This is a genomic window from Paenibacillus sp. 2RAB27 (genome assembly GCF_052115445.1).
In the GTDB taxonomy this organism is placed as follows: Bacteria; Bacillota; Bacilli; order Paenibacillales; family NBRC-103111; genus Paenibacillus_E.
This window is the reverse complement of record NZ_JBFRGR010000030.1, coordinates 12,656-38,249: the sequence shown is the minus strand read 5'-3', so window position 1 is coordinate 38,249 and position 25,594 is coordinate 12,656. Positions and strand designations below refer to the sequence as shown.

The following is a 25,594-nucleotide window of genomic DNA, read 5'->3' as shown; positions in this document are numbered from 1 at the left end:
GCTAATTTCTATCAATCTGACCAATATGCCACTAAAGAGGATATTTAACTACATAAAATCCATCTATTCCTCATTTTTCCACTAAAATGGCGAAATTAGCTACATGAAATACATTTATTACTAGGTGGAGGGTGTGAATGGGGGTGAGTGGATTCCCCACTCACCCCATCTTACTCTTATACTGCGTCGGGGTAACTCCCGTATGACTCTTGAACAATTTACAGAAATAGCGATAGTCGGAGATACCGACTGCGCCGGATACTTCGTATATTTTCATCGTGGTCCGCTCCAACATCTCGCTTGCTTTCTCCATACGAACCCGATTCACGTATTCCAAAAAGTTCTCGCCGATCTCCTGTTTGAACATCTGACCCGCGTACGAGGGATGCATATGAACGAGTTTGGCAAGCTCTGCCAGCTGCAAATCCGCTTGATAGTGCTCGCGAATGTAGCGGCACATCCATTGGATCTCTTTGCGTACAGTCACCGGAGGCTGGGCTTGCTGATTCCACCATTCGCAGATGGCATCAATGGTTGCCAACCACCACTCACAGTACGTGTTCCACGTCGTCAGCCGATCGATGCCACTTAACCTAGCAACGACTGCGTCTGGCAGCCGCACAAGTTCAGGTTGCAGCATTTGTCTCGTCAGACGGAGCAAATCCCCCGGATGAACCGGTGGCACGCCGAGCGTAATCATCACGGATACAGCTTCCCGGAAGGCCTCCACATTCTCACGCTGCAGAGCCTTGACAACAGCCGCCGTCCACTCCCTCGTCTGCTGCGCATCAAGTCGCCGAAGTACGATCGCTGGCTTCTCACCCTCATAATAGAAATATGCAGCCAGTCCATCACTGCCTTTGCGCATAAGGTCAGCTAGTAGTTTCCCTGTCCATTTTGGCTTCTCTAATTCTTCAACAGATCCGATGTGAACGAGGCTTTTCACAGGAGCATAGCTACTTACCGTCTCTTGCACTATTCTTGCTAGCTGATTCAAATGAAAGGCAGGCACCTCGCGCTTCGACCCGACAAGTAGAAGTAATTGGCTATGTTGCAGAGGCAGGATTGCCATTCCGTTTCCATCGCCTAACGTCTGTGTATCCAGTTTGGCTGCAAGTACTTCGGCTAGCTGGCTTTGCAGATGCACGAGTTCCTCCACAGATGTACTGGCTTGCCCGGCAGCTATCTTCGCACTTGTCTCCATACTCCCCTCTGTACTTGTCCCCGCATCCCCCGTCACGCGCCAACCAATCATGATACCCGCCACATAACTCGCGGATTCCACACCTGCAATCCACTCACTTGGCACTGGAAGCTCATGCATACTTCCCTCGCCCTCCAGCAGCCGTTCTGTCCATTGGCGTTTCCGCGCCCACTCTTTCTCCCGTTCGAGCTTAAGCTGCATCTCCAGCTTGTGATCAATATCAAGCTCTTGCTCCAGGTCCTCAGCCACCTTGCGGCAAGCTTCAAGGATTTGCTCAGGAGTTTGCGCGAGCTTAATTAAGTAGTTATCCACACCTAACTCAATCGCCTGCCTCGCATACTCAAACTCACCGTAAGCCGTCAAAATAACGATTCGGACGCGCGGCCACCTTTTCCGCACATAGGCAGCTAACTCTAGTCCGTTCATATTCGGCATCGTAATATCCGTAAGCAGCAGATGGGGCACTTCCCGCTCGATCATGCTGATTGCTTCCTTGGCACTAGATGCTGCGCCCATGAACGTAAATCCCCCCTCTGACCAAGGAATACGCTGCGCAAAGCGCTCCCTTACCCATTTCTCGTCATCCACCATCAGTATTTTCAGCATGATCGTCTCGTCCCCTCTCCCCGACGCTATCCTTGCTCTCTCGGCTCTCCGGCCGGCAGATGAATCGTTACCGTTAACCCCTCATCCGGTTCATTATGGAAATGCAGCCCATACGGATACCCGAATGTCATCCGCAATCGCTCTTGGACATTCCGCATGCCCAAATTGTTTAATCCTTTATTTGCATTGGCAGCACCTGTATCCTCTAGCAGCAGGTTCAGCTTATCCGGCGCAATCCCCGGACCTGTATCGGAGACCTCCAGCACTACACCAGCTCCCTCATGCTCTTTACCACAAACGATAATATGATTGATCCCACCTTTACTGAGTCCATAAAAAATACTGTTCTCGACCAACGTAATTAGCGTTAGCTTAGGGATCGGTGTCATGTTGTATATCTCAGGTACGGCAATATCCACCTCAAAAACGTCCCCATACCTAAGATTCATAATCTGCACATAATTGTCCAATTGCGTTAATTCATCTGCGACCGTTACAACATCGCCAACTTTATCCGTCGAATATTGCAGCAAGCCCATCAATGAGCGGATCATCTCGCACATTTCCTGTGTTTGTCCCGTCTCACCTAAGCAATAGATTGCATTGAGCGTATTATTCAGGAAATGAGGATGAATTTGCGACTGCAGTACCTTGAGTTCATGATGTCGTTTCTTCTCCTCAGAGACGCGTAATTCATTGAATAACGTTTGAATATTGTCCATCATGCCATTAAAGCTATTACCGATGTGCATAAACTCATCATTACGATTCAGTGTAATGCGAGCTTCCAGCTCACCACGCGCAGCAGCTTTTAATTGCCGTGTAATCGCCGTCACAGGCTTCCGAATATAGCTTGTTATCCATACAGATAGAATAAACGCAAGGATAATCGCGATGAATACCACAAATACAAACTGCTGCTTCAACGAATTAATTAACGGATAGGCTTGAGACTCCTCGATAACCGAGAATACGTACCAATCCCACTGATTCTGATTCGAGCTTAGTACCATATAGTTCCCAGTGGAAGTCTTCACGGTGTCGAAGGAATTCCTAGCAGATTGCGTGATCTTCTGTAAAGCATCCTTCATTTCCAAATGATTCACATACACTTTGGGGTAGACCAGATTCGTATTGGTAGAGAGAAATTCCCCATCACTAGTAAATATATAAATGCGTCGATCCGTGCCTTGCTCTGCTTGCAGCATTTTGGGTCCGATCAACGCACCTAGGTTAATATCCATCGCAACGAAACGACCACTATCAATGCGCTTAGACACGGTAATGACATAATGATCATTAATCAAATGCGGTGCACTCCACCAGAAACCTGTCGTACTCGTCTGATATTTGATTTCGGCAATACTTGGCCCATCGATATAGAACTGATAACCATAGGGAGCGCTAACTCGGACCTTATCCTCATCAATTACATAAATACTATGAAGCAGATCCATTTGGTACGATAAAATGGTTTCAATAAGCTTCGTGAAATCCGGCTCACCTACTTCATATAAAGCAGGAGTGGATAAGAAAATCAACTGACTCTGGATGTTATTCATTAACGTCTTAATATAGTTCTCCACTTGGACAACAGAGCTTTGCAGCGCTTTCTCATTATTCTGCTTAATGGGCTCAAACAATCGTTGGTAACCGAAAATCCCAATAATCAGGAATAGAACAATAACGGACATAAAGGTAAGAATGAAGAGCTTCGTACTGACGCTGGAAATCAATTTTCTCCCTTTTAAGCGACGAATCATGCTAGTCTTCTCCTCCGCATAGTCCTCATTCTCTTACCACTCTCTAAGTATAAAAAATTCCCAGCTAATTAACTAGTAGCAGAGAACGAATTGGCCCATATCAAGATACTTAAAGCCCTCGATCAACGAGGGCTTTAAAAAACTATGCCATTTCCCCTATATAAGTAACAACGACGCCAAGCACCTCGCGCGGTGAATGACTGTACAGATCATAGGCTTCCGCAATTCGCGCCAGTGGCAGACGATGCGTAATGAGTGGAGCAATATTAATCTTCCCTTGCGTCAACAATCGCATATATTCGGCCATATTGCGACCTTCTGTCCAACGTACATAACCAATGGGATAATCAATCCCTCTCTGCTCATAATCAACCATATATCGACCTGGCCCGCCTGCACGAGAGATGAGCAGTTGAGCTTCCTTCTGAAACATCTGTTCACGATTGAACGACATCGCTACATCGCCAACTATAATGATTTTGCCTCTGTCACGAATCCAACCAAGTGCTTTGTCGATCATCCCACTGAGACCACCACCGACACAGAGAATGACAACATCCACACCAATGCCACCTGTCAGTTTCGTCATGTGACGAGTCATCTCATCCTCGTTGTTATACATATTGGGTGAACCGAATTCGATCAACTTTTCTGCACGTTCCTTCATTAGATCTAATCCGAACACTTGATATGCTGACGATTCAGCAACTTGGCAAATGATCTGCCCCAGTATACCTAATCCTACGACGAGAACAGATTCACCGAAGCGCAAATCCGCTTGGCGCAGCGCATGTATCGCAATCGCCCCAGGGCCAACATAAGCGGCTTCTTGATCGCTAACCTGATCCTGCAAAAGAATGACAAGATTCTTAGGTACTTTCAGGAGCTCGGCGTGACGGACAAAAGGGGAACCATAACAAGCAACGCGATCCCCCACTTGTACATGTGTCACACCTTCTCCGACTTCAACCACCTTGCCCATTGCACTATAGCCAAGTGTACTGGGTACGGTCGTCGTGTCTTTCAGCATGATTTCCGTGCCAGGACTAATCGCTGAGCAAATGGTTTCCACTATAACATAATTGTCCTCTATGGTTGGAGCCTCCTGATCTAGAAGTTCGATATGTCCCTTCACTGTATAGACAACTCTCATTGGATATTCCCTCTTTTTCTATCCCTTAATGGAGCCCAGCATCGTACCTTTTACAAAGTATTTTTGCAGGAATGGATAAATAATTAGCATTGGTAATGTAGCAACAACGACAACCGCCATCTTAATCGTTTCTGGCGGCAAAGCATCCAAGACTAAGGAATTCAGCGATAGCTCGGTACTAATATTCAGCGTTTGAATCATACTTCGAAGTACAACCTGCATCGGCATTAACGTTTTGTCTGAGATATAGAAAATCCCTTTGAAATACTCGTTCCAATGCGTAACCCCATAGAATAGTCCAATGGTCGCCATAATCGGAGCGGATAAGGGGAGAACGATTCGCCATAACGTTGCTAATTCGCCACAACCGTCTACTCTAGCCGCTTCTTCTACTTCAACGGGAAGATTCTCGAAGTACGTCTTCACGATCAGTAGATTGAAGGTTGATACCATGCCTGGCACGATGAGTGCCCAGACGGAATCATATAACCCTATACTGCGCACCACCATGTAAAGCGGAATAATACCACCGCTAAAGATCATCGTGAAGAAAATCGCCATGAGAATAAAATTGCGTCCTGGAACTGATTTCTTGGCTAGTGGATACGCAAGCAGCGTAGTCACAACAAGGTTCAGTGTTGTCCCCACAATCGTAATGAAAACTGTGATTTTCAAGGCTTGCGGGATACGAGCCGACTGGAACACTTCCTTATAGGCTTGCAAGGTCCAATGCTCTGGCCATATGACGAAGCCCCCATTTTTCAAAACCTCAATATAAGGAGTTAAGGATACAATGATGACATAGTACAAGGGGAATAACGTAACCAAAGCGGCTACGGTAAGTACCGTATAGATGCACGCGTCAATAACTTTATCTTTTTTCGTTTTATGAATGATGAATGACATCAGAGCTCCACTCCCCTTCAAGGATCACGCAAGACATTACCATATGCCTGATCCTCCCATTTTCTTAGCTACCTTATTCGCACTGAGTACCAATATCAATCCGACCAAGGATTTGAAAACACCCATCGCCGCCGCTACACCGAACTCCAACCGTTCAAAACCGTAGCGATAAACCCACGTATCGATGATGTCTCCTGTGTCATAGACACGTGCGTTCAAGAATATGAAAATCTGATCAAAGCCTGCATCCAAGATCCCGCCAATTCGAATGATTAGCAGGAGTACAAATACATCTCGGATACCCGGCAATGTAATATGCCACAGCTGTCGTCCGCGTCCGGCACCATCGACCACGGCAGCCTCATAAAGTTCTTGATTAATAGTAGCCAGCGCAGCCATGTAAATAATGGCTCCGAATCCAGTATTTTTCCATATTTCAGTGATAATTAGTAGTGGCCTGAAGAAGTCTTTATTCGTTAATAAATCAATTTGTCCCCAACCCATATCACGCACAAACGTACTGATTAACCCCGAGCTCGGTGCAAGGAAAGAAAACACTAAACCGTAAATGATGACCCATGACAAGAAGTAAGGACCGTATGTAATCGTTTGTACCCATCTCTTGAACCAGCGAACTCTAACTTCATTTAACATAATTGCCAAGATCACGTCGGGTATCATGCTGCCAATAATTTTGAGAATACTAATTTCCAATGTATTTCTGAGGATTCTCATGAAATCAGGACTATCAAAGATCACTCGAAAATTATCGAAACCAACCCACGGGCTTCCCCAAATGCCCTTCATAATGTTGTAGTTCTGGAAAGCAATTAGCGTGCCTGCCATTGGGGCATAATGAAATATGACATAATAGAGAAGGCCTGGTATCATCATGAGATAGAACCATCTACTGCGATACACACTTTTCCATTTACTTTCTCTCGTGCGTGGAGCTATCGTTATATCGTTCTTAGCAGCTATGGTTTCCGCCATCGCCATCTCCTCCTAGCTGTCTCTATCAGACCGAAGACAGAAGGAAACCCACGAACAACGCCGGGTTCCCTTCGATGCCTTCACTCTCTTATTTAAAATCGTTAAGCTTATTCTTCAATGCTGTATTCAAAATTTTCGTGTACTCCGTGAATATATCTCTACCTTTGAATTTGGTCATGAGCTCTTCACGGTACTGCGGCCAGTTCTTGCCACTCTTATCTTCAAGAACACCTTTGATATGGTATTTACTCATCTCTTTACGGAAATCACCAATGTTAATGCCAGCTGGCGGAACCAAGCTAACCGGAGGCAATGCATCATGCTTAGGGTAAGACTCAACTGTCTTCAGAATAGCACGGTCGTGATCATTAATACGTGGATCTACTAGCTCGTATCCTAGCACCTTCGGCTCATCAGGTACAAAAGCATTGTACACATTTAACCAGTTGCCAGCTTTCGCAATATCAGCTTCGAAATTAGCAACATTCAACGTAATTTTCTTACCATCTTTCGTGTAATGTTTGCCTTCTTGACCATAATGTGTTAATAAGAAGCCTTCATCGCCTGTCAACCAGTTCAGAATTTCCATGGAACGTTTAATTTTATCAGGTGTTTTCTGAGCTGTTGTTTTACTGATCAAAATCGTGTCAACTGCAACGTTATTTTTCCAAATAATCGGCTGATCTAGCGGGAAGATCGGTACCCAATTCGCTTTAGGATCTAATGCTTTAGAACGATTCGCCACGCTTGTCGGATTGCTATCTAGGATGGTAGTCTTATCTCCAGAGAAGAACATACCTACTTTACCTTGTGACGCTTTATCCAATTGTGCACCCGGTTTATTCAAGAACCAGTCCGGATCTACAACGCCTTGATTAATCCAATCCACGACTTGATCAATGACTTTCTCTACTTTAAGATCCGTCCGGTTATCGATATACGTATTGTTCGCAATCATGAAGTCAGCTACAAGACCGTTATTCAACCATTGCGGGAAATCAAACGGCAAGTTAGCACCATTTCCTGCTGCTGAGAAACCAAACGTATCATTCTTACCATTACCGTCTGGATCATTCTTCGTGAAGGCTACCATGACTTTCGTTAATTCGTCGTATGTTTTTGGCGCTTTCAATCCAAGCTTATCTAACCAATCCTGCCGAATATGCCAAGCTGCATACGTATTACGTGGGAATATATTCATACCACGGAAGAATTCACCTTGTTTAATCTGGTAGGCATTGACTTCATCCTCAGATACCCATTTGAAATAGTTCGGTACAGCTGCTTTCGTTAAGAATGKGGCAAGGTTACCAGTGATTCCATCCGAAATATACTTTTGGGACTCTGCACCACCAGAGATGAACATATCTGGCACATTGCCGCCAGCCATCGTTGCATTCAACTTGTCATAGTATTCTTTACCGTTCATCATATAATCTATCTTGAGATCAACATTAAACTTTTCTTCAATGGCCTTCTTAACAAAATCTTTGTCTGCGGCAGGCAAATTCACATTCGCAAGATTTCCGCTAATGACGGACCAGTTCAACGTCAGCTTCTCAGGTTTAGCCGTAGCAGACGCATTGGTCGATCCTGTCGGCGTGCTTGTCGATGTTGTCGTTTTGCTATCTGAACAACCTGTAAGCGTAACGATTGTAGCAGCGAGGCCAATAACTACTAATTTCTTCATTTCATTACCCCTCCTATTTATATACGTTCCGTAAACTCTTATCTCACTTTATTTTCATGATAGCGTTTACTTGTTCTTAGTATAGAACCAACCCATTAGTGAAACTAGCAGACGCATTCAAGAAATAGTGGTTAAAATACAGATCTTTATTGGAAAATTTATACTACAATTTTAACCTTATGCTACATAATAAGAAACACCCTTATGCTGGCATTACTGCAAGTAAGGGTGTTTGGAAATCGCTCATGCAACTAAAAAGGTCCAACAAGACATCATTGCTCGATTGCAACAAAAAGGTGACGCCCAGCTTCACTTCTTTAATGGCATGTCACTGCTTGGCGACGATTATAGTGATTGTACGGTTGACGGTGTTCATCCGACAGACCTTGGCTTCCAACGCATGGCGAAGTGACTTGATCCCGTGTTCCAAGCGTTGCTGAAGGAATACTTATAACAAAAAGACCTGGCACGTGGGTAGTCCACATGTCAGGTCTCTTCCTTATGCTTGGATGCGAGTTGTTTCTCGTTCTATAAAAACAAGCGGAACTTCAAATTCTCGCTCCTCGCTGGCTTCTACGGTATGTCCAAACTTATGAAGCAATTTATGGATAGCCTGTTGCGCCTGTAGCTCATAAGGAATGTCCCAGCTAGAGATGCCAGGGTAACTATGCATAGCCATGTAGTCGTTATTAATGCCGATCATTTGTAGTCGGTTCGGGAAGTTGATCTTCTGTCTATTGGCAGCCGAAAGCAGTTTTAATGCAACATGATCATCAAAAGCGATGATCCCCGTTCGCTGCGCTGGCCCCGCTACCACCTCTTGGAGAAATGCGTCCACGTCCAGTCCCTTCATTTCGACGATGCGATGAGGAATCTCCACGGACAGTTGCTGTAAACCCAGATGAAATCCATGCCGACGCTGTTCATCAATCACATTCGAGATCTTACTGCCCGCGTAGATGAGTTCATCGCAGCCACGATCCACAAGCAATTTCGTTGATTGTCTGCATGCCTCGGCAAAGCCTAAATTTACAGCACCAACGGCAATATCCTCGGGCCAACCCCAGCCATTAATGAGCACCAGAGGCGTTCCGCTGTTGACGATTGCGCGTGTGGAATCCTTTCCCATCGCTAAACCATGACAGATGAGTCCATCCACTCTTCGCTGTAGTAACACTTCTAGATTTCTTCGTTCAATGGTCGGATCGAATCCTCCTGAAGAAAAAACGGATAAATGATAGCCCGCATKGTGGGCTTCCAATTGTAAATACTCCGCTAACCGTCCGTAATAGCTCGTCAACCCAGGAACGATGAGGCCAATTTCAAAAGTTTTGTTCCGACTTAACCCTGCTGCCATGGTATTGCGTCGATATCCCAATTGCTCTGCCGCCAATTCGACTTTGCGAATCGTCTCTTTCGACGAACGGATTCCTCCTCTATTCAGCACATTGGAGACCGTGGCAATCGATACCCCAGCTGCTGCTGCCACTTCTACAATTGTGACTTGTTTGGGTCTGCTCATATGTGTTTCAGCTCCATCGGTTAAACGTTTAACTTGCTCCTTTAGATTAAAGTGATCTAATAAGCCTGTCAAGCGAAATCCAATGGAATCCCCGCGCCTCTGCAAAAAAATCGCTCCCAGGACATAAACTATGTCCTAAGAACGATTCCTGTCATCCGTTAATCTTAATTAATGTGGGTATACCGTCTCAAATTCATCGCCGCAAGGACCGCCACTCGGGTTAATCTCCAAAGAGACAGCTTCCCCATTGGCTCGATACAAAGGTCGATAATGATTGCTAATATGCGTCGCGGAGGCATTGGCATAATGGCAGATGAACGCGCGGCGGAAGCGATCCTTGCTCTTATTTCGATAAGAACCATGAATCAGATTGCCATTGAAAAAGAGGACATCCCCCCGGTCCATGATGACCGGCATAGCCTTCTCGTCCTTCGGCGGCTTCACGTAGTGGGTCGTAAAAGATTCCTTCGAATCTGCGATGTCGGGACATGAGATTTCGAGGGCATTCGTTTTCGGAACAACGAGCAATCCGCCATTTTCCTCATCAGCCGCGTCAATAGCTGTCCATGCCGCAATACAGTTGCCTGGCTCCACCTGCAAATAAAAGTTATCCTGATGAAGCGCCTGCCCCCGGGAGCCTGGCGGTTTGTAATAAAACATACTTTGCGCAGCTAGTGCTTCTTCTTCATACAAATCTGCTAGAACATCTAACACGGGCTGATGCAGCATGTACGCTTTCGCAGTCTCATTAAACCGATGCGGGTGCATGACACGCGGATAGCGTTTCAGCGGGTCGACGACCTCCGTCGATCGATCAGGTTCAAAATATCCTGGAACCGTCTGATCGCTGATCGCTTCAAACGTTTCATCAATTTTAGTCAAATCTGCTTCAGAAAATAGCCCCTTCACGATCACGTAACCCTCGGTCTCAAAATGCTGTTTTTGTGCCTTTGTCAATTTAATTAGTGATTGTGTCATCCTTATTCCCTCCAAGTGAACCTTTACTTATTTGTCTTTAGCATATCGAAATAACCGGTTACATAGAAGTATTAATCTTGCTAATGATTCCTACAATCCTGCTATTTCATGTTATAATGAAATCTATCTTAAACAGGTAAAGAAGGGAATATCCAACATGATATTKGATGCAAATGGGTTGTTCGCCGGCCATTACATAGAATCAGATTCGTATGTGACTAAACGTCCTCAAGGTCGGGATGATTGGTTATTGATTTTCACACTAGAAGGAGCTGGCTTTGTTAACTACCAAGGTACAGAACATGTCTGTAAGAAGGGGGCCCTCCTTTTATTAGCCCCTGGAACTCCCCAACACTATGGCACTTTGACAAACCATACCTGGCAATTCGTATGGGCGCATTTCCCCTCCACACTTTCTGAAACCAACTTGCTTCCTCAGGAGAATCAGCTCCTCGTCATGATCGAGAACGAGTCCATCCAAGAGCGCATTTACCTAGCTTTCTCCCGCATTTTGGCGGATTCGCGGGAACGCGGCGAGTATTGGTTCGAGCTCTGTTGCAGCTCCTTGCGGGAAATCCTGCTGATTATGGCGCAGAAAAACATCAGCAAAATGGATCCCCGCATTGAAGAAGTTCTCCATCTACTCTCCCAGCAGATGCGCGAACAGATTCGGCTTGAAGATCTTGCGCAGACCGTCGGTCTCTCCCCGTCGAGATTATCTCACCTTTTCAAAGAGAGCACAGGCTACTCCATTATTGATACACTGAATCGCATGCGGATCCAACAAGCCGTTATGATGCTAGCCCATACGGGACGCAGAGCTTCGGACGTTTGTTACGACGTTGGTTTTCAAAACTATAACCATTTCACGAATCAATTTCGTAAATGGCAAGGCATGACCCCGAGTATGTTTATGAAAAGTCCGCGTTAAAACAATTTAATTTATTCCTATAAGATTACTATGAATTAATGTATAATGATGATAATAATTATAATAATTATTCATAGTGAATGGAGGATGACGATGACAACCCAACTTTGGCGTGGCGATTACGATTGTGTAGATGAAGTTCCCTTACATCGGGTGCGGGGTAATCAACTAGGAATTTTGCTAAGTATACTGGTCAGTGTTCTCAGTCAGCAGTTATGGATTCTCGTCCTTCCGTTAGTTGTTCAGCTGATTAGTCGTACTTTTGGCGTGAAATACAATGTATTCGTGCGGCTGTTCTCTCCACTTTTTCCAGTTAGCACACGAACAGAAAGCCGCGAATTGCTTCGTTTCAACAACTTGTTAGCTATCCTATTTCTCATCGTTACCCTTACGGCTTTGCTTTTAAATATCACGACACTCGCTTATATCGCACTAAGTATGCTTACCCTAGCTGTTGTGCTGGCTTTATGTGGATTCTGCTTCGGATGCTTCATCTATTTTCAATGGAAGCGGTTTTGGGCACGAAGAAATGCATAAGCAATTATGCTGAAAGAGGCTATTCCAGAAGTGGAAAAGGAGCTGGCGGCTGCGCAAAGCTCCTTTTTTTATACATACAATCATGCTCGCTTCTCAGGTGTCGAAATATCCACGTACACATCACCTTCAATGAGGAGTGGTTTATACCTTTCTAATTCCGGCARCTCCATACCGACAGACGTTCCCACGATATCGAATTCGGCTCCGTGACAAGGGCACCAGAAGAAAAGCTCCTTTTTCCGACTTCGCTGCGCTTCTGTAGCTGGCTCCACCGAACATCCCAGATGCGTGCATGCCGGTGAAAGGATGACAAGTGCGCCGCGCTCATCTTTGGTCACATAGACGAAGCCCTGCTTAGGCGTCTTTACCCAGGCATCTTCAATCGTAGCGGTATAAAAAACCTTCTCATAGCCAGTCATCGCTTGCAGCTGCTCTACTGCGCCAACCTTTACGAAACTAGACGGAATCTTCCGTGTGGCTGGATCATCCAGCTTTTTCCCATGAACCGCTCCGTAATAAAACAACGCTGTATCCCCAAGCAACACGCCAGATACGCCCAGGACAACTTTACTTGATGTGATCAAAAAAGCTCTTCTTGTGATCTTTCGCGGTAAATGGGTCATCATACGAAGGTCAACTCCTTCACTTGTGACTTATGTGAAACAAAACATGTCTACACAAAGGGCTATCCAACTCTACCTTCTGGTGAACATTTTAATAAACTGGAAATCATTGCACACCTCCGATTGACGTTCTATTCGCTTCTAACTTTTCCTTATTTTAACATATGACAAGAGGTTTTGTCTGACTCTTCCCATTCAATCCTTGGAAAGCACAAAAAAAAGCTGGATCTATGATCACAGCTTCTTCATTCTTRCGTTTATCCGAAAGGAGAAATTAAACATATTGCAGGCAATACTTCAACAATTTTCATTCCAATATGGATACATTTTATAATTCGAACATTATCCGGTAAACAGGTTTACTTCTAATTTCATTTTACGCAATAAAAGCTAGTATTGCCCAAATGATGCCATTTATACATGATAGGAAAAATTATTTCTTTTCCAGAATTGCAAAGTAATTTCCTTCGTCATCCGCAAAGTTAAACACTCTTCCCGTAGGCATCGTTACAAGGTCACCAACGGTAATGTCTTTCTCTTTGAATTCGGCATATAGGCTTTCAAGATCATCAGAGAAAAACAATAGCGAAGGCGTGTTCAGGTTTAGTTGCGGCTGCATTTGGGCAATAAGCTCTTTATTGTGGAGTATGATACTCGTTTGGGCATCATCCTTTGGAGCAATTTCGAACCATTTCATTGGCCCATGATTTTCTTCAGAAACAAAGATGAACCCCAATTTTTCCGTCCAAAATTTCAATGATGCGTCTTGATCATTCACATACAGCATAATTTGACCGACTTTGCTGATCATTGTCCATTCTCCGTTTCAAATAGATTTGGTAATTTTATGTCTACTTCACTGACACGTTAATTGTACAGAATATTACCATTCACTTCAACTAACCTGTCCCATTTAACCATTTGGCATAACAGTGCCTTGGCTTCCCATTGTACATCGGACGGGTGAATTGAAGGACGAACCCTGCAGCTTCTAAATTATGTTTGCTCACCATATTGTCGGGATGAACAGTGGAATAGAGGTATCGGCTGCCGCATTCTCGGGCACGTTGTTCCCGTAATTCATGGAAATAGCGTTGCAATCCCCGGCCACGAACGGTTTCGTGGACAATCGTTGCATCGAGAATCGCTACGTAAGATAAATCTGACTCAGGTACCCCAAACTCCCTGCCCAAATTGCTTTCACTCGAACCTGGGAACGCCAGAATGGAATAAGCCATAAGCTCCCCAATTAGAAAAGCACCGTAGGTTTCACCTTTCTCCTCGATATGCGTGTTTAAGTACTGTTCATCGCCCATCGCGAAATGTTCTTGTGAAGCAAGACGAGACACAACATCAACCATAAGAGCATGAATAGCTGGAACATCCCCGTGCCCTAAACGGCGGATTTCCAAATTAGCTATATTTTGAACCAACATTAGGAAAGCTCCTTCATCTATGATGTTAATTATTTACTAGGCATAGGCCTTACTATTAGAAAAATAAGCAGGATCATCCCCATATAACCAAAGAGTGGGTATAAATACGTAAGAAGCGAAGTAAAACCAACCTGACTGATTAATAAACAGATCAGCAAAATAGCCAGAACTACCCAATTACGCGGCAAGGGATATATACGCCCAATATGTCGAGTGATGCCGAACACATTTCCAATTAACGTCGTAACGATTTCCCCGTAAATAACGACGATGAATAGGACATGGAAGAACCGTCCAAAACCTCGTATAATTTCTGCCATCGGAATTTCAAAATTCAAAATCTCCGGCATCCGCGAATGTATCGCAAAATGACTGATCAATAGCATAACACCAAGCCCAATACCACCCCACAGACCGCCCCACTTCAGTATGCTCTCATCCTGCACCTCACTACCTAACGGCACCAAGACCGCTTGAGCAAAGGCAAAATTTAAGGCGACATACGTAAGTGGACTCATGATCCATTTCAAATGGGTGCTTACTTCTAGTTCTTGCCAATTCGTCGCTTCCCCAATCCCATCTATGCCAACAACTCGGATGATCACTAGCACCATGAAAAAAAGCATCAACGGCATCACAAACGAATTAATTGCTAGAATCCCATGCATGTCTTTGTTCATGACCAAATAGCATAGCAACATACTAATGATGACCCCAAATTGATAGGGCAGTCTCAGCTGCTCCTCGAAAATAGAGCCAGTCCCCGACATCATCACAGCGGTCACGCCGAATAAGATGATAAACGTCAAGGTATTCGCGACTCTGCCAAATAACTTGCCAAATAAATAATCGTTCAACTCCTGATAAGAAGACGCCTTAAGTCGATGCGCGAGGACCATCATTTTCGTCCCAATCCATATAAAAAAGGCCGTTGCAATCCCTATGCCAACTCCGCCATAGGCTCCGTAGATGGTGAAGAAATGCATAATGGACTGCCCCGAGGCAAATCCCGCCCCCACCACAGTCCCCATATACGTTGCGGCGATTTGTAAAATCATGAGCGTTTTTGGCCTCATAGCTCCCCCATAGTCAAGCGGTATCTTGTACATCTCCATTGTATGTAAGATAAGCTTGTATATGCCAGTTGACAGGAGCTAACTGTTGCTATTTACTAACTCACGAAGTAAACCATTTGGGCATACACTTTTCCAAGTTTTGATGATCATCTAACACAACCCGAATTCTACCCAACATGGATTCAAGTTGCTCGGGAACCACCTGCAGCGTCCAAGTTACTGTCGGGAAAATAATCATAGCCGTGTACAGCGCATACAAATGCCAGAACTCATCTGGAACAGTGCCATTAAAGTAACCTCGTATTTGCCCCCTGCAGAACGGGATACTAACCTCGCGGCTAAAGTAGGCGATTTTCAAAAAATCATGGTATGGGTCCCCCCAGTCGTATCGGTTAAAATCAATGACCCCCGCGTAGCTGCGATTGCGAATGAGTAGATTGCTCGTGTGAAAATCATCATGCTGAAAGCGATTGGGGCGATTGAGCATGTAGTGCGCATTCTGATTAATAAAAGAGATGATCGCATCCTCTTCGGCAAGCTTAACTCCGCAATTGCGATAAGTTTCATATTGACGCATATGTTTGGAGAATCTATGTTCATACCAGTCTTCATCTATGTGAGGGGCAGGTATGTCATGCATGATACGCAGCTCTTCCCCAGCTTGTAGGCCAATTTGGTATTGTTCATCATCCGACAAGGAAGGCAAAATATCAAAAGCATCCTCCCCTTCCACATAGCTCAGCAGCATGTAACAAATATCTAGTGACTCGATCGCACCGAATTGTATGGGTTTCGAAGTTTTTACCCCACGATCAAATACGTTAGTAATAACTTCAAATTCTGATCGTTTTTTTTGCAGCTGCTTCAGAGGTGCCGTGCGTAATACATATTGAGGCGTTTCGCTATTTTCATATATGAAATACTTGCTGTCAAAGGAGAATCCTTTCGTAATCCGTGTAATTTCAGTCACGTTTTGCAGGGATGGTAGATGCTTCTGAAGATCAGATAAATTCATTGGAATGCTCCTTTGGTTGAGAAATTCTTCACAATAAGACAATTTTATTCGGTTTCCAAAAATTACACAATGCGATATAAAGATAGCCACTACCTTTTATGCCAGCAAGTTCTACAGGGGAATTAGCTGAGACTATTATACGAGTAAAAAACCACCCTCATCAGAGTCAGAGAGTGGTTTTCTTAAAATTATGCTAACACCATTCCTACTTTTTGCCTTTACCTTCTTTTTCTTCCTTACCTTTGCCCTTTGCCTCTTTGCCTTCTTTGCCCTCTTTGCCCTCTTTGCCTTCTTTGCCTTCTTTACCTTCTTTACCTTCTTTACCTTCTTTACCTTCTTTACCTTCTTTACCTTCTTTGCCTTCTTTGCCTTCTTTGCCCTCTTTGCCTTCTTTGCCTTTACCTTTTTCTTCTTTATGTTCCGCCCCTTTTGCTGCTTCCTTACCTTCCTTACCGCCTTTTCCCTCTTTTTGTTCTTTTCCCTTTGTTTCTTTCGTTTCTTTCGTTTCCTTTGTTTCTTTTACTTCTTGTTCTTTATTACCATTCTCATTCTTGTGTTCACCGTGCTCATGGCCGTGTTTACCAGGACCTTTCCCTCCAGGCATATGCATTACCTCCTAATTTTATTGTTACATGGTCGGCGAATGGACGCTTTTAATATGTTGTATATTCGTATAAAAGGTCTTGCCTTCCGCTGTAATCATGTGAACGATATTGTTTTCAATTTCTTTAAGTAATCCTATCTTATTGGGGGTTCTCCCCAAGTCAAAAACGACTATTTTGCCTTCCAACTTTCTTAGTTGTTCCTCGAAGGAGCGTGATAGAGGCAAATCGGAAGGATTTACAGGAAAACAATTTTTATCTAGAAGGTAAGGTGTATGGTAGTCACTATACGGAATAAGCCATTTCAAATGGATTAATGGGATAAACATCGTTTTGTACACGGGGGAATAGAATTCGAAGTAATTTGTCATGATATGGGTAATGTAACCATGTACAGGCTGAAACCCCGAAACAAAAATTTCTGTAAATACACCCTTGGAATTCATTAACATTTTTCTATATGAAATTTTGTCACTATTGATTGGTTTTTCAGTAAGAGCGGAGAAGTCCGTTGAACTTTTTTTGGTATTCATACTGACATTTAGAATATGAAAAGAAGGAATATAAATATAGCGTTCTCCATTATATATAACTAGGATGTCTTGCCCCGCATCCACCAAAATGCCAGTGTGCCATTTATCACCTAGCAGTTCAACGTCAATTACCGCTCCTATCTTCTTCTGAAAAAGGTCCATCAATGTCACCTCCTTTCACTTAAATAACCAGCCCGTCCATGCATATAAACATAGAAGACTTATAAAAAGACCAATAGGAATGATCATAATCGTCACTTTGATATATTGGCTCCAAGTAAACCTTATCTGATGTTTTCTCAGAATATGCATCCATATCAGTGAAGCTAGCGTCCCCATCGGTAACAATAATGAACCGATATCTGCACCAATGACTGTCGCCAAATAGGCAGTATGCATAGTAAATGTGTCTAAACCCATATTTTGCAAAGATAAGGTACCAATCATAATTGAAGGTAGGTTATTAAACAAATTGGACATAGCAGTAAGCAAAATACCCATAACAAAAATGGCATTAAAGTGATTTTGGGCAACCGCTCCGCCAAGCCACTGTACGAGAAAATCCGTCAGACCTGAATTATGAAGCCCGTAAATGATGACATAAATACTGAAAGCGAAAATTAGAATGTGCCAGGGTGTTTTTACAAAAATATCCTTGGGGCCAATCCCTTTACGTATCCACCTAACTACAATTAGAACAATTGCACCAATAATTGCTGGCCATTCCGTTGCAACCCCAAAGGGGGTCAGCAAGAAAAAGCTGCAACGAATTAGAATAACAACAAGGATGCAAATACGAAACAGTCCCCAATCAATATATCCTTTTTCCTCTGGATCTACCTTTAGGGGGTGAAATGTCGAAAAATTATTGTGTACAATCGTGCTTATTGAGTTGGACTGCAAGGTCATAATTTTCACAGGAATCTCGCGCTTAAAATATAAAAAAAGCAGATAGGTAATTGTAATAATCCCTGTCATGGCAGGTATGAACATCATTGTTGTATATGTGTTAAGATCTAAACCAACTGTTTTTAACGCAATCAGATTTGCTAGATTACTAACGCCGATAGGTGCGCTTGCTCCAGTAGCAACTAATGCGCCAGATACGAGATAAGGAATTTTTTGCCTAGTTTTTAAGTTCAGTATAGATAAGGTTTGGATGATAATCGGGGTTGTAATTAGGATGCTTCCGTCATTATTAAAAAACATGGTCATTAGAAAACATAATATATTAATGTACCAGAAGAGTGCTCGACCTGACCCTTTTGCCCGAACAGCCAAATTAATAGCTGCCCACCGAAAAATCCCAATGCTCTCCAAAACAATAGACATTACAATTGTTGATATAATGGTTATGCTAGCCCCACTCACAATGGAAGCGATGTGGTATACACCTGTAAGAGGAACAATTCCTAATGCCAGGAAAATCAAAGCACCAAGGGTTGTTGGAATAGATTCGTTAATACCGAATGGCCTCCAAATTATCAACAACGTAACGGTAAAAAAAACAATGGAGATTACCGCAGTTGTAATATCAAACATGTGCTTGCACCTCACAAGGGCTGGCAGATGATGGTCCAAGATTCAGAACAATGACAGGGAGGGTGAGAATTTTATATAATGTCGATCCAGCTAGGATTACAATGGTCAGCAAATTCCCCCCTCCTCCCACCTACTATAAAATTCAGAAATGGATTATTTTTTTTCGCTGCTATCTTGCTTTTGTTCCTTTTTTTCCTCTTGATTTTCTTTTTTAACACCATAAGATATGCTTTTAATATGAAAGTTAAAAATAGTGACCAATTCATGATTTACAACCATGGTAATAAAATCATCACTCGCATCAGCCATAACACCCTGAATACTTTCATGCCCTCCACGGTTAACTTGGCACCAAAGATTCTTCATACCTTTTAATAAGCTAACAAAATTGTCTGCTTCCATAATTTTCAATGTTGCAGGACTAGTCGGTGTAGCTGTCAAGTACTCCACAGCGTCCTTCGTATTTACTGTAAGACTCTTCAGATGACTTGTGTTGTAATAAATAAGTCCATCCTTCTCATTATAGATACCGACATAATCAAACCCTACTGCAACAATCTCGCCTTGCCGAGACTCAGGGCCCCCACGATCAAGTCTTAGTTGTTTTCCCATTAATACAGAATAATCAAATGCCATGGTAATCATTTCCCCCTTCAGGTAGTGGTTAGTTGTTCTTGCATGATGTATATATACGCACCTAGCAATGGTTTGTACTAAACGAATGCCCCGCCTCTGAAAAACTCCACGTATATCACTAGAGGGTATTTGTACGTGGATATAAACATAGACCCCTCCAATCAATAGAGACACGTTTACACTTAAATAAACGTGTCTCATAAGTAACTGAGGGGATTATTATTTTCTTAGAATTACATATTTTTGATATTAGAAACGTTGGAAATACTGCTTAAGGCAACAACATATACGGTATCTCGCGTGGACAATACGACGATTCCTTCGATAAGTCCGATAACAGCCGCATTGGATACATCATTTAACTGTTCGGCTAACGTATTGAAATCAACTTTAGCCTTACCGACTAATGGCTTGAACAGGCCCATCATAGCTGAGCTTTCACTGTTATCGCTGTTTTCTTGATCATTCATTAACTTACTGTCGAAATCCCCCGTCCATATCTCTAGGCCAGCAATAAGATGTGTAGGTACGAAGTATTCTATTCCGTTACTTGTGAAATTTAATAGGTGGTTTTCGGCAGAAATAATCTTCGCATTCGAATATTTCCCATTAGAGTAGTCTAATGTGTGCAATTCTTTCAATTGTTTGTCCTTGAGTTGACTTAGAAGGTTTTGCATGCCATCCGCACTATGACAGCATTTGCAACCCCCGTTGTTAGACCTGTCATCCTGTTTACCTGGTCCTGGCGGTTTAGGTTTTGGTGGTCCTGGTGGCTTTGGTGGTCCTGGCGGCCCTGAGGATCCTGGAGGTCCTTCTGGTCCTTCTGGTCCTTCTGGTCCTTCTGGTCCCTTCGGTCCTTCTGGTCCCTTCGGTCCTTTTGGTCCTTCTGGTCCCCTCGGTCCTTTTGGCCCTTCTGGCCCTGCTGGTCCTGGTGGTCCCGCTGGCCCCGCTGGTCCCGCTGGCCCTGGTGGCCCCGCTGGCCCTGGTGGCCCTGCTGGTCCTGCTGGTCCTGCTGGTCCCCTTTCTCCCCTAGGGCATCGCTTACAATGATGTTTTTTGCATTTATGCCTTCTTTTTGCTTTGTGGCATGCTTTTTTATTCTTTCTCTTATGCTTTGTACAATGACCTGGGTCTTTTCGTTTGCCTAATATACAAAGTTCTTCCAAGCCACTATCTTGCGATTGGGAGATGTCTGCCTTTTCATTAACTTTGGATGGACTAAGTTTAGCAACAACTTTTTCAATACGAAACGGTTTCGTACCAAAAGCTTTAGGATTAAAAAATACTTGTGATCGATTAATCATGACGTACCTCTCCTTCCAGAAAATTAGGCATTAGTTACTAGAGAACATTTATCTATGTGGGTGTTTGCAATAACAGTGTATGAACCTATAAAATAGCCTGTTCTAGTGAAATAGCACATTTTGATACAATTTAAGAATTATAATTGATATTTAGAAGAAATACGGGCCATACCCTAGATCGCTCTCAATGACGTGACATATACATGCAGTATAAATATCGATTCATGTCATTTGTCAGGTAATATACGTGAAGTGTGATTAGTTACGATTCGACGAACAGGAGGTATCCCATGTTTATCATCTGTATACTTATTCTTTCGGGAATTGGCTTGTATGGTATATTAAAGCCTCCGACGGCGCTTTATGCTAGGTCGTTTAAAAATGATATAATTCCAGAACTTAATAGGAATAGTGCCCAGAATCCTAGCTTTTTGAAGGCACAACCTTTTAGGGAGACGGGTACTAATGACTTTGACTAGATGACCTAGTCTTGTTGATGTGGCAATTGAAATAAAAAATCCCCTACATAGGGGATTTTTTATCAGGGACAATTTTAATTAAATCTGGTCCGTTGGTTAAATAAAAAAAACTACCAACAATATGCGAATATCGCGATACTGTCGGCAGCACTTATAAGCTTCTATTCTAGCTTCATGTAATAAAGATTTGTAACATCCTCTTTGATAATGGTATGTGCGCCTGGCGCAAGTGAAACACTGACAATGCCATTGGTCATTGCATAACTTGTTCCGTCTATCTTAACTTTGAGCCCGTTTGCTGGATTAAACACTAATGTTAAAGTTTTAGCCGTTGTTGTGGTAAACCCAACACTGGTTGAGCTCTCCATTTTTAAACATTGCGTTAGTGTTAAGCCATTATATACCACTGTTCCTTTACTTGTGGAGAGGCTCCCTACAATTGTGAAGTAGCTGCTTGTTTTGCCATCTGTTGTAAAGTTATGAACAATGGATGTACCCGGTGTAGACGTTGGTGCTGGTGTAGTTGTTGGTGTGGCAGTTGGTGTAGACGTTGGTGCCGGAGTACCCGTTGGCGGTGTTGAATTACCACCTACTGATACAAGTTGAGATGTGTAATTTAGTATTTTGGTCATCAGTGGTGAATTTAGGGTGGACGAAATGTCATCAACGGAATCAACAAAATCCCATGTGAAGTCTCCCTTATTTAGGCGTCCAGCTTCTGCGGTAACCACTTGTTCAACAGTGCTTACAGCATCAATGTTCGCTACAGTTACTCCCGTATCTTTCAATGTATCAAAGTTATTATAAGCTGTTCCACCTACTAATGTTTTGTATGAACTKGGAACTGTTTCATTTCTAGATGAAGCTAAGTAGGCATCAAATGATGTTGCATTAGCTGGAGCTGTTCCTGCGTTGGAATTTGCATAAATGAGACTATTCGGATTATCAATCGTATTATTGTAGGCTTTAATCATGCCTCCTGCTTCACCGGAGAATGTGCCATTAGCAACACCATCTTTAATATCCGTGCCTTGTAAAGAAATCATGATTGGGTTATGAGCATTTCTCCAATAATTTGATTCTACAAAGGCATTACTTGCTGTTGTAGCACCCGTACCATATTTGGAGACGCCATCAAAGAAGTTATTATAGATATGAATAGATCCTGTTCGTATACGTGGATGACGAGAGTCTGAATGATCAAACCAGTTATGATGGAATGTTGCAAAGAATTCTGCCGAGTCATCAAAACCGACTAGCGCCGCTTTTCCGGAATCCCAATAGTGATTATATGAGATTGTAAGATAAGTTGAACCTTTTTTCAGGTCAGTTGAACCATCGCCCTTGGCTTGGTCAGCATCTCCGCCTGCTTTTCCATATAAAATATCATTATTATGCACCCAAACATTTACATTACCTGTATCAAGTGAAACGCCATCGTCAGGGAATAACGCTATACCAAAGTTTCTTACTTCTACATTACCAACAGCTCTAAGTAAGAATCCCCATCCATACGCATAAGCATCCTGCCCGATACCTTCTAAGGTAATATTCATTTCCGCATAATTGGCGTTACCTTTTACTTGAAGAAATCCACTGCTGTTAAGTTGTCCACTCATGTTGGCATCTGTCACTTTTCCAATAAATCGGATGGCAAGTGGTGTCTTATCATACCCTTTTTGTCTTAGTGCCATAATTGCACCTAGACCAACACCTGTTGTTTTTGTACCTGAGCTGCTTGTTATCACATCAAGTGTTACTGTCTGCGCAGTCGCAGATGTTATATAAATAACTTGAGCACCATTCTTAAGTGTTCCATCATCATTATAAGCACCTGAACCTGTGCCAAATGGTGAGTCATTTGAAAAAGCAAAACCAGATCTGTCATGTGCCGTTACGGATAGCGTATTTGTAACCGTACTTTCTTTTGAACCATCTGACAGTACGGCTTCCACTTTCATTACATAATTTCCAGCTGCAAGCCCTACAGCATCAGCTCTCCATTTGGAAGGGTATTGTCGGATTAATTGCGTATCCATTTGTTTATATTGCGAATCTGCAGCACTTGCAGGTTTAACATATACATTATAGCCTTGAGCATTGCTTACAGGTGACCATTCTACAAAGGCCGTCTCATTCCAGCCTCCACTGCCCGTAATCGAAACACCGATAGCATGTACGGCTTTACTCGCCACTCCACTTGCGATAATAGATAGCGCCAAAGCAAACAATAAAACATAACTCGTTACCTTTGAAACACTTTTTTTCAATGTAATTCCTCCCACGTAATATTGTTATAACGTATCAGAAACCGCTTACAAGTTTACGCATCCCCCCTTGCCTCATCCAAGCTCAGACTCAGCTTATCAGTTTGGAAAGAGGTTCCGAAACAATCATTTGCTCATATTTTCCATTTTTCTGAGCTAATGATTATTGGAAAGAAATATGATACTTCCTACAAATATTCAAAATACTGGGATCCGTGCCCCCTATATTTTAGATAACACAATAGAAACAATGATTCCTGCGACAGGAATCCAAAATAGATAGGATTTAAAAAGTCTAACTAACCGATTGTTTTGCGTATCCAACATTTTTTTGTGATCATGATTCATTTGTAAATCTGTTAAAGCACCTGTGGCATTGGAAACATTGTTATAACTAGACATGCCTCCACTTCCCACAAAAAATATGAGGACGCTTATTACCAAAAAAATTAAAGAACCCATAAACAGATAATCAGAAGCCTGTTGCATTGTCATCACACTCCTATTGGTCAATACGGTATTCCAATCATTTACAACATACCATCTTTTTCCTTAAATGACAAAGAAGACCCCAACAATAGGCTGAGGGTCTCTGTGCAATAGAAATAAGATCCAAAAGATCGACTTGTCACCGCATCCTTCCGGAGCGACGTTCACAATATCCTTGTTAACTACCCTCATCCTTCAGCGGCTTTCATTTTCGATCTTTATGATAATCTTCCCAAAGTGGAGCGATGTATTGTTCTAATGTTTTCACCACGTCATCTCTACGGCTCTCCTCGACATTGATAGTGTCATTTGCAATCTCATTTCTAATTCGTATGAGCACAAATAATGGAGGCAATGCTGCTTCACGAAGAGCTTTAATCATGATTTCTTCTTGTTGCGTAATCGTCATAACGTATCCTACTTCCTTTCAGGCAGATTTCTACTCGAGATAATCTCAGTATAAACGTTAACATTAGTGTCAGAGTCAAGAGGAGACAGGTATGTTAAAGCAGCAGTTGTGTTACACTGTTGGAAAATAGAGATAGAGGTGATTCATATGCGAAAAATCGCAGTCATTACCGGCGGAGGTCAGGGCATCGGACGAGCCATTGCACTTTCTTTTGCACAAAAAGGGTATGGCATATCCATAGCGGATATTCATCAAGATCGAGGATTAGAGACAATAGAGCTTCTGCGCCATTTTACGGATGATGCCCTCTTCATGAAGGTCGACGTTTCCAAGATTGAGGAGGTTGAGCAATGGATGGAACGTACGTCTTCCGTTTTGGGAAGCATCGATGTGTTGGTGAATAATGCAGGGATCATGCACAATACCGATGTATTGGAGCTTAGCGCTGAGCAGTTTCAGCGGGTCATTTCCGTAAATCTGGGAGGTACTTTTCACTGCTCACAGGCTGCAGCCCGCATTATGAAAGCACAAGACAGAGGCGGCGCCATCATTAATCTCTCGTCGACTAGAGCTGTTATGTCTGAGCCTAATACCGAGGCATATTCAGCCTCCAAGGGAGGCATCTCTGCACTGACCCATGCGATGGCCATCAGTTTAGGCGGCTACGGTATTCGTGTCAACGCGATATCTCCAGGGTGGATTGAAGTAAGGGATGAGGGCACCTTTTCCCACACGGAAGTGGATAAAAGCCAGCATCCAGTAGGCCGAGTAGGCAGGCCAGAAGATGTTGCAGAGGCTTGTCTTTATTTGGCTAGCGAGAAGGCTGGATTCATTACGGGCCAGAACTTGACGATAGATGGCGGTATGACCGTTAAAATGATGTACATAGAGGAATAACTG

At 43.1% G+C, this 25,594-nt stretch carries 25 protein-coding genes; 4 read left to right on the top strand and 21 right to left on the bottom strand.

The window, feature by feature from the left end:
• Positions 1-160: 160 nt before the first annotated feature.
• The 6 genes from AB4114_RS28035 to AB4114_RS28010 all read right to left on the bottom strand — a co-directional run bounded on the left by AB4114_RS28035 (position 161) and on the right by AB4114_RS28010 (position 8,315).
• On the bottom strand, positions 161-1,810 hold the full coding sequence (locus tag AB4114_RS28035) for a response regulator transcription factor (RefSeq protein ID WP_441991421.1): 1,650 nt from the start codon (positions 1,808-1,810) through the stop codon (positions 161-163).
• A 26-nt stretch (positions 1,811-1,836) separates the two neighbouring features.
• Positions 1,837-3,573 carry a sensor histidine kinase gene (locus AB4114_RS28030; RefSeq protein ID WP_441991420.1) on the bottom strand — a complete coding sequence of 579 codons (1,737 nt, stop codon included), beginning with the start codon at positions 3,571-3,573 and terminating at the stop codon, positions 1,837-1,839.
• Between the two features lie 142 nt (positions 3,574-3,715).
• Positions 3,716-4,726, bottom strand: a complete 1,011-nt coding sequence (locus AB4114_RS28025; RefSeq protein ID WP_441991419.1) for a zinc-dependent alcohol dehydrogenase — start codon at positions 4,724-4,726, stop codon at positions 3,716-3,718.
• Positions 4,727-4,744: 18 nt separating this feature from the next.
• Complete coding sequence (locus AB4114_RS28020; RefSeq protein WP_441991418.1) at positions 4,745-5,632, bottom strand: carbohydrate ABC transporter permease; 888 nt, start codon at positions 5,630-5,632, stop codon at positions 4,745-4,747.
• A gap of 36 nt (positions 5,633-5,668) precedes the next feature.
• A complete protein-coding gene (locus AB4114_RS28015) occupies positions 5,669-6,625 on the bottom strand; it encodes an ABC transporter permease (RefSeq protein ID WP_171634676.1) in 957 nt (318 codons plus the stop codon).
• Positions 6,626-6,713: 88 nt separating this feature from the next.
• A complete protein-coding gene (locus AB4114_RS28010) occupies positions 6,714-8,315 on the bottom strand; it encodes a hypothetical protein (RefSeq protein WP_441991417.1) in 1,602 nt (533 codons plus the stop codon).
• A gap of 232 nt (positions 8,316-8,547) precedes the next feature.
• Here AB4114_RS28010 and AB4114_RS28005 point away from each other — a divergent pair, with 232 nt between their 5' ends.
• Positions 8,548-8,727 carry an SGNH/GDSL hydrolase family protein gene (locus AB4114_RS28005; RefSeq protein WP_441991416.1) on the top strand — a complete coding sequence of 60 codons (180 nt, stop codon included), beginning with the start codon at positions 8,548-8,550 and terminating at the stop codon, positions 8,725-8,727.
• An 87-nt stretch (positions 8,728-8,814) separates the two neighbouring features.
• On the opposite strand, the gene AB4114_RS28000 is transcribed toward AB4114_RS28005, so the two are convergent.
• Together AB4114_RS28000 and AB4114_RS27995 are read right to left on the bottom strand one after the other, a co-directional pair.
• Positions 8,815-9,942, bottom strand: a complete 1,128-nt coding sequence (locus AB4114_RS28000) for a LacI family DNA-binding transcriptional regulator (protein WP_441991415.1) — start codon at positions 9,940-9,942, stop codon at positions 8,815-8,817.
• A 63-nt stretch (positions 9,943-10,005) separates the two neighbouring features.
• The gene (locus tag AB4114_RS27995) at positions 10,006-10,815 is read right to left on the bottom strand and encodes a phytanoyl-CoA dioxygenase family protein (protein WP_441991414.1); all 810 of its coding nucleotides are present in this window, start codon (positions 10,813-10,815) and stop codon (positions 10,006-10,008) included.
• A gap of 157 nt (positions 10,816-10,972) precedes the next feature.
• Here AB4114_RS27995 and AB4114_RS27990 point away from each other — a divergent pair, with 157 nt between their 5' ends.
• On the top strand, positions 10,973-11,746 hold the full coding sequence (locus AB4114_RS27990; protein WP_441991413.1) for a helix-turn-helix domain-containing protein: 774 nt from the start codon (positions 10,973-10,975) through the stop codon (positions 11,744-11,746).
• Between the two features lie 93 nt (positions 11,747-11,839).
• A complete protein-coding gene (locus tag AB4114_RS27985; protein WP_441991412.1) occupies positions 11,840-12,283 on the top strand; it encodes a DUF4395 domain-containing protein in 444 nt (147 codons plus the stop codon).
• Positions 12,284-12,363: 80 nt separating this feature from the next.
• Here AB4114_RS27985 and AB4114_RS27980 read toward each other — a convergent pair whose 3' ends face one another.
• The 13 genes from AB4114_RS27980 to AB4114_RS27920 form a co-directional block, all read right to left on the bottom strand.
• Positions 12,364-12,909, bottom strand: a complete 546-nt coding sequence (locus tag AB4114_RS27980) for a Rieske 2Fe-2S domain-containing protein (RefSeq protein WP_441991411.1) — start codon at positions 12,907-12,909, stop codon at positions 12,364-12,366.
• Positions 12,910-13,339: 430 nt separating this feature from the next.
• Complete coding sequence (locus AB4114_RS27975) at positions 13,340-13,717, bottom strand: VOC family protein (RefSeq protein ID WP_441991410.1); 378 nt, start codon at positions 13,715-13,717, stop codon at positions 13,340-13,342.
• Between the two features lie 88 nt (positions 13,718-13,805).
• The gene (locus AB4114_RS27970) at positions 13,806-14,342 is read right to left on the bottom strand and encodes a GNAT family N-acetyltransferase (protein WP_441991409.1); all 537 of its coding nucleotides are present in this window, start codon (positions 14,340-14,342) and stop codon (positions 13,806-13,808) included.
• A gap of 29 nt (positions 14,343-14,371) precedes the next feature.
• The gene (locus AB4114_RS27965) at positions 14,372-15,418 is read right to left on the bottom strand and encodes a YkvI family membrane protein (RefSeq protein ID WP_441991408.1); all 1,047 of its coding nucleotides are present in this window, start codon (positions 15,416-15,418) and stop codon (positions 14,372-14,374) included.
• A 100-nt stretch (positions 15,419-15,518) separates the two neighbouring features.
• Entirely contained in the window at positions 15,519-16,433 is a 915-nt protein-coding gene (locus AB4114_RS27960) for an aminoglycoside phosphotransferase family protein (protein WP_441991407.1), read from the bottom strand.
• A 205-nt stretch (positions 16,434-16,638) separates the two neighbouring features.
• Positions 16,639-17,037: a hypothetical protein gene (locus AB4114_RS27955; RefSeq protein WP_441991406.1), complete on the bottom strand. Its 399-nt coding sequence runs from the start codon at positions 17,035-17,037 to the stop codon at positions 16,639-16,641.
• 24 nt (positions 17,038-17,061) lie between these two features.
• Positions 17,062-17,730 carry a DUF2642 domain-containing protein gene (locus AB4114_RS27950; protein ID WP_441991405.1) on the bottom strand — a complete coding sequence of 223 codons (669 nt, stop codon included), beginning with the start codon at positions 17,728-17,730 and terminating at the stop codon, positions 17,062-17,064.
• A 15-nt stretch (positions 17,731-17,745) separates the two neighbouring features.
• Complete coding sequence (locus AB4114_RS27945) at positions 17,746-19,110, bottom strand: arsenic transporter (RefSeq protein WP_441991404.1); 1,365 nt, start codon at positions 19,108-19,110, stop codon at positions 17,746-17,748.
• A 153-nt stretch (positions 19,111-19,263) separates the two neighbouring features.
• Positions 19,264-19,746, bottom strand: coding sequence for a spore coat protein (locus AB4114_RS27940; RefSeq protein WP_441991403.1), 483 nt, complete (start codon positions 19,744-19,746; stop codon positions 19,264-19,266).
• 233 nt (positions 19,747-19,979) lie between these two features.
• Positions 19,980-21,050, bottom strand: coding sequence for a hypothetical protein (locus AB4114_RS27935; protein WP_441991402.1), 1,071 nt, complete (start codon positions 21,048-21,050; stop codon positions 19,980-19,982).
• Between the two features lie 640 nt (positions 21,051-21,690).
• Positions 21,691-23,799 (bottom strand): pectate lyase family protein, encoded by a 2,109-nt coding sequence (locus AB4114_RS27930; protein ID WP_441991401.1) that lies wholly within the window; start codon positions 23,797-23,799, stop codon positions 21,691-21,693.
• Positions 23,800-24,018: 219 nt separating this feature from the next.
• Positions 24,019-24,285, bottom strand: coding sequence for a hypothetical protein (locus tag AB4114_RS27925; RefSeq protein WP_441991400.1), 267 nt, complete (start codon positions 24,283-24,285; stop codon positions 24,019-24,021).
• A 205-nt stretch (positions 24,286-24,490) separates the two neighbouring features.
• Positions 24,491-24,694, bottom strand: coding sequence for a hypothetical protein (locus AB4114_RS27920; RefSeq protein ID WP_441991399.1), 204 nt, complete (start codon positions 24,692-24,694; stop codon positions 24,491-24,493).
• Between the two features lie 147 nt (positions 24,695-24,841).
• On the opposite strand from AB4114_RS27920, the gene AB4114_RS27915 reads away from it, so the two are divergent.
• Positions 24,842-25,591: an SDR family NAD(P)-dependent oxidoreductase gene (locus AB4114_RS27915; RefSeq protein WP_441991398.1), complete on the top strand. Its 750-nt coding sequence runs from the start codon at positions 24,842-24,844 to the stop codon at positions 25,589-25,591.
• Positions 25,592-25,594 lie beyond the last annotated feature (3 nt).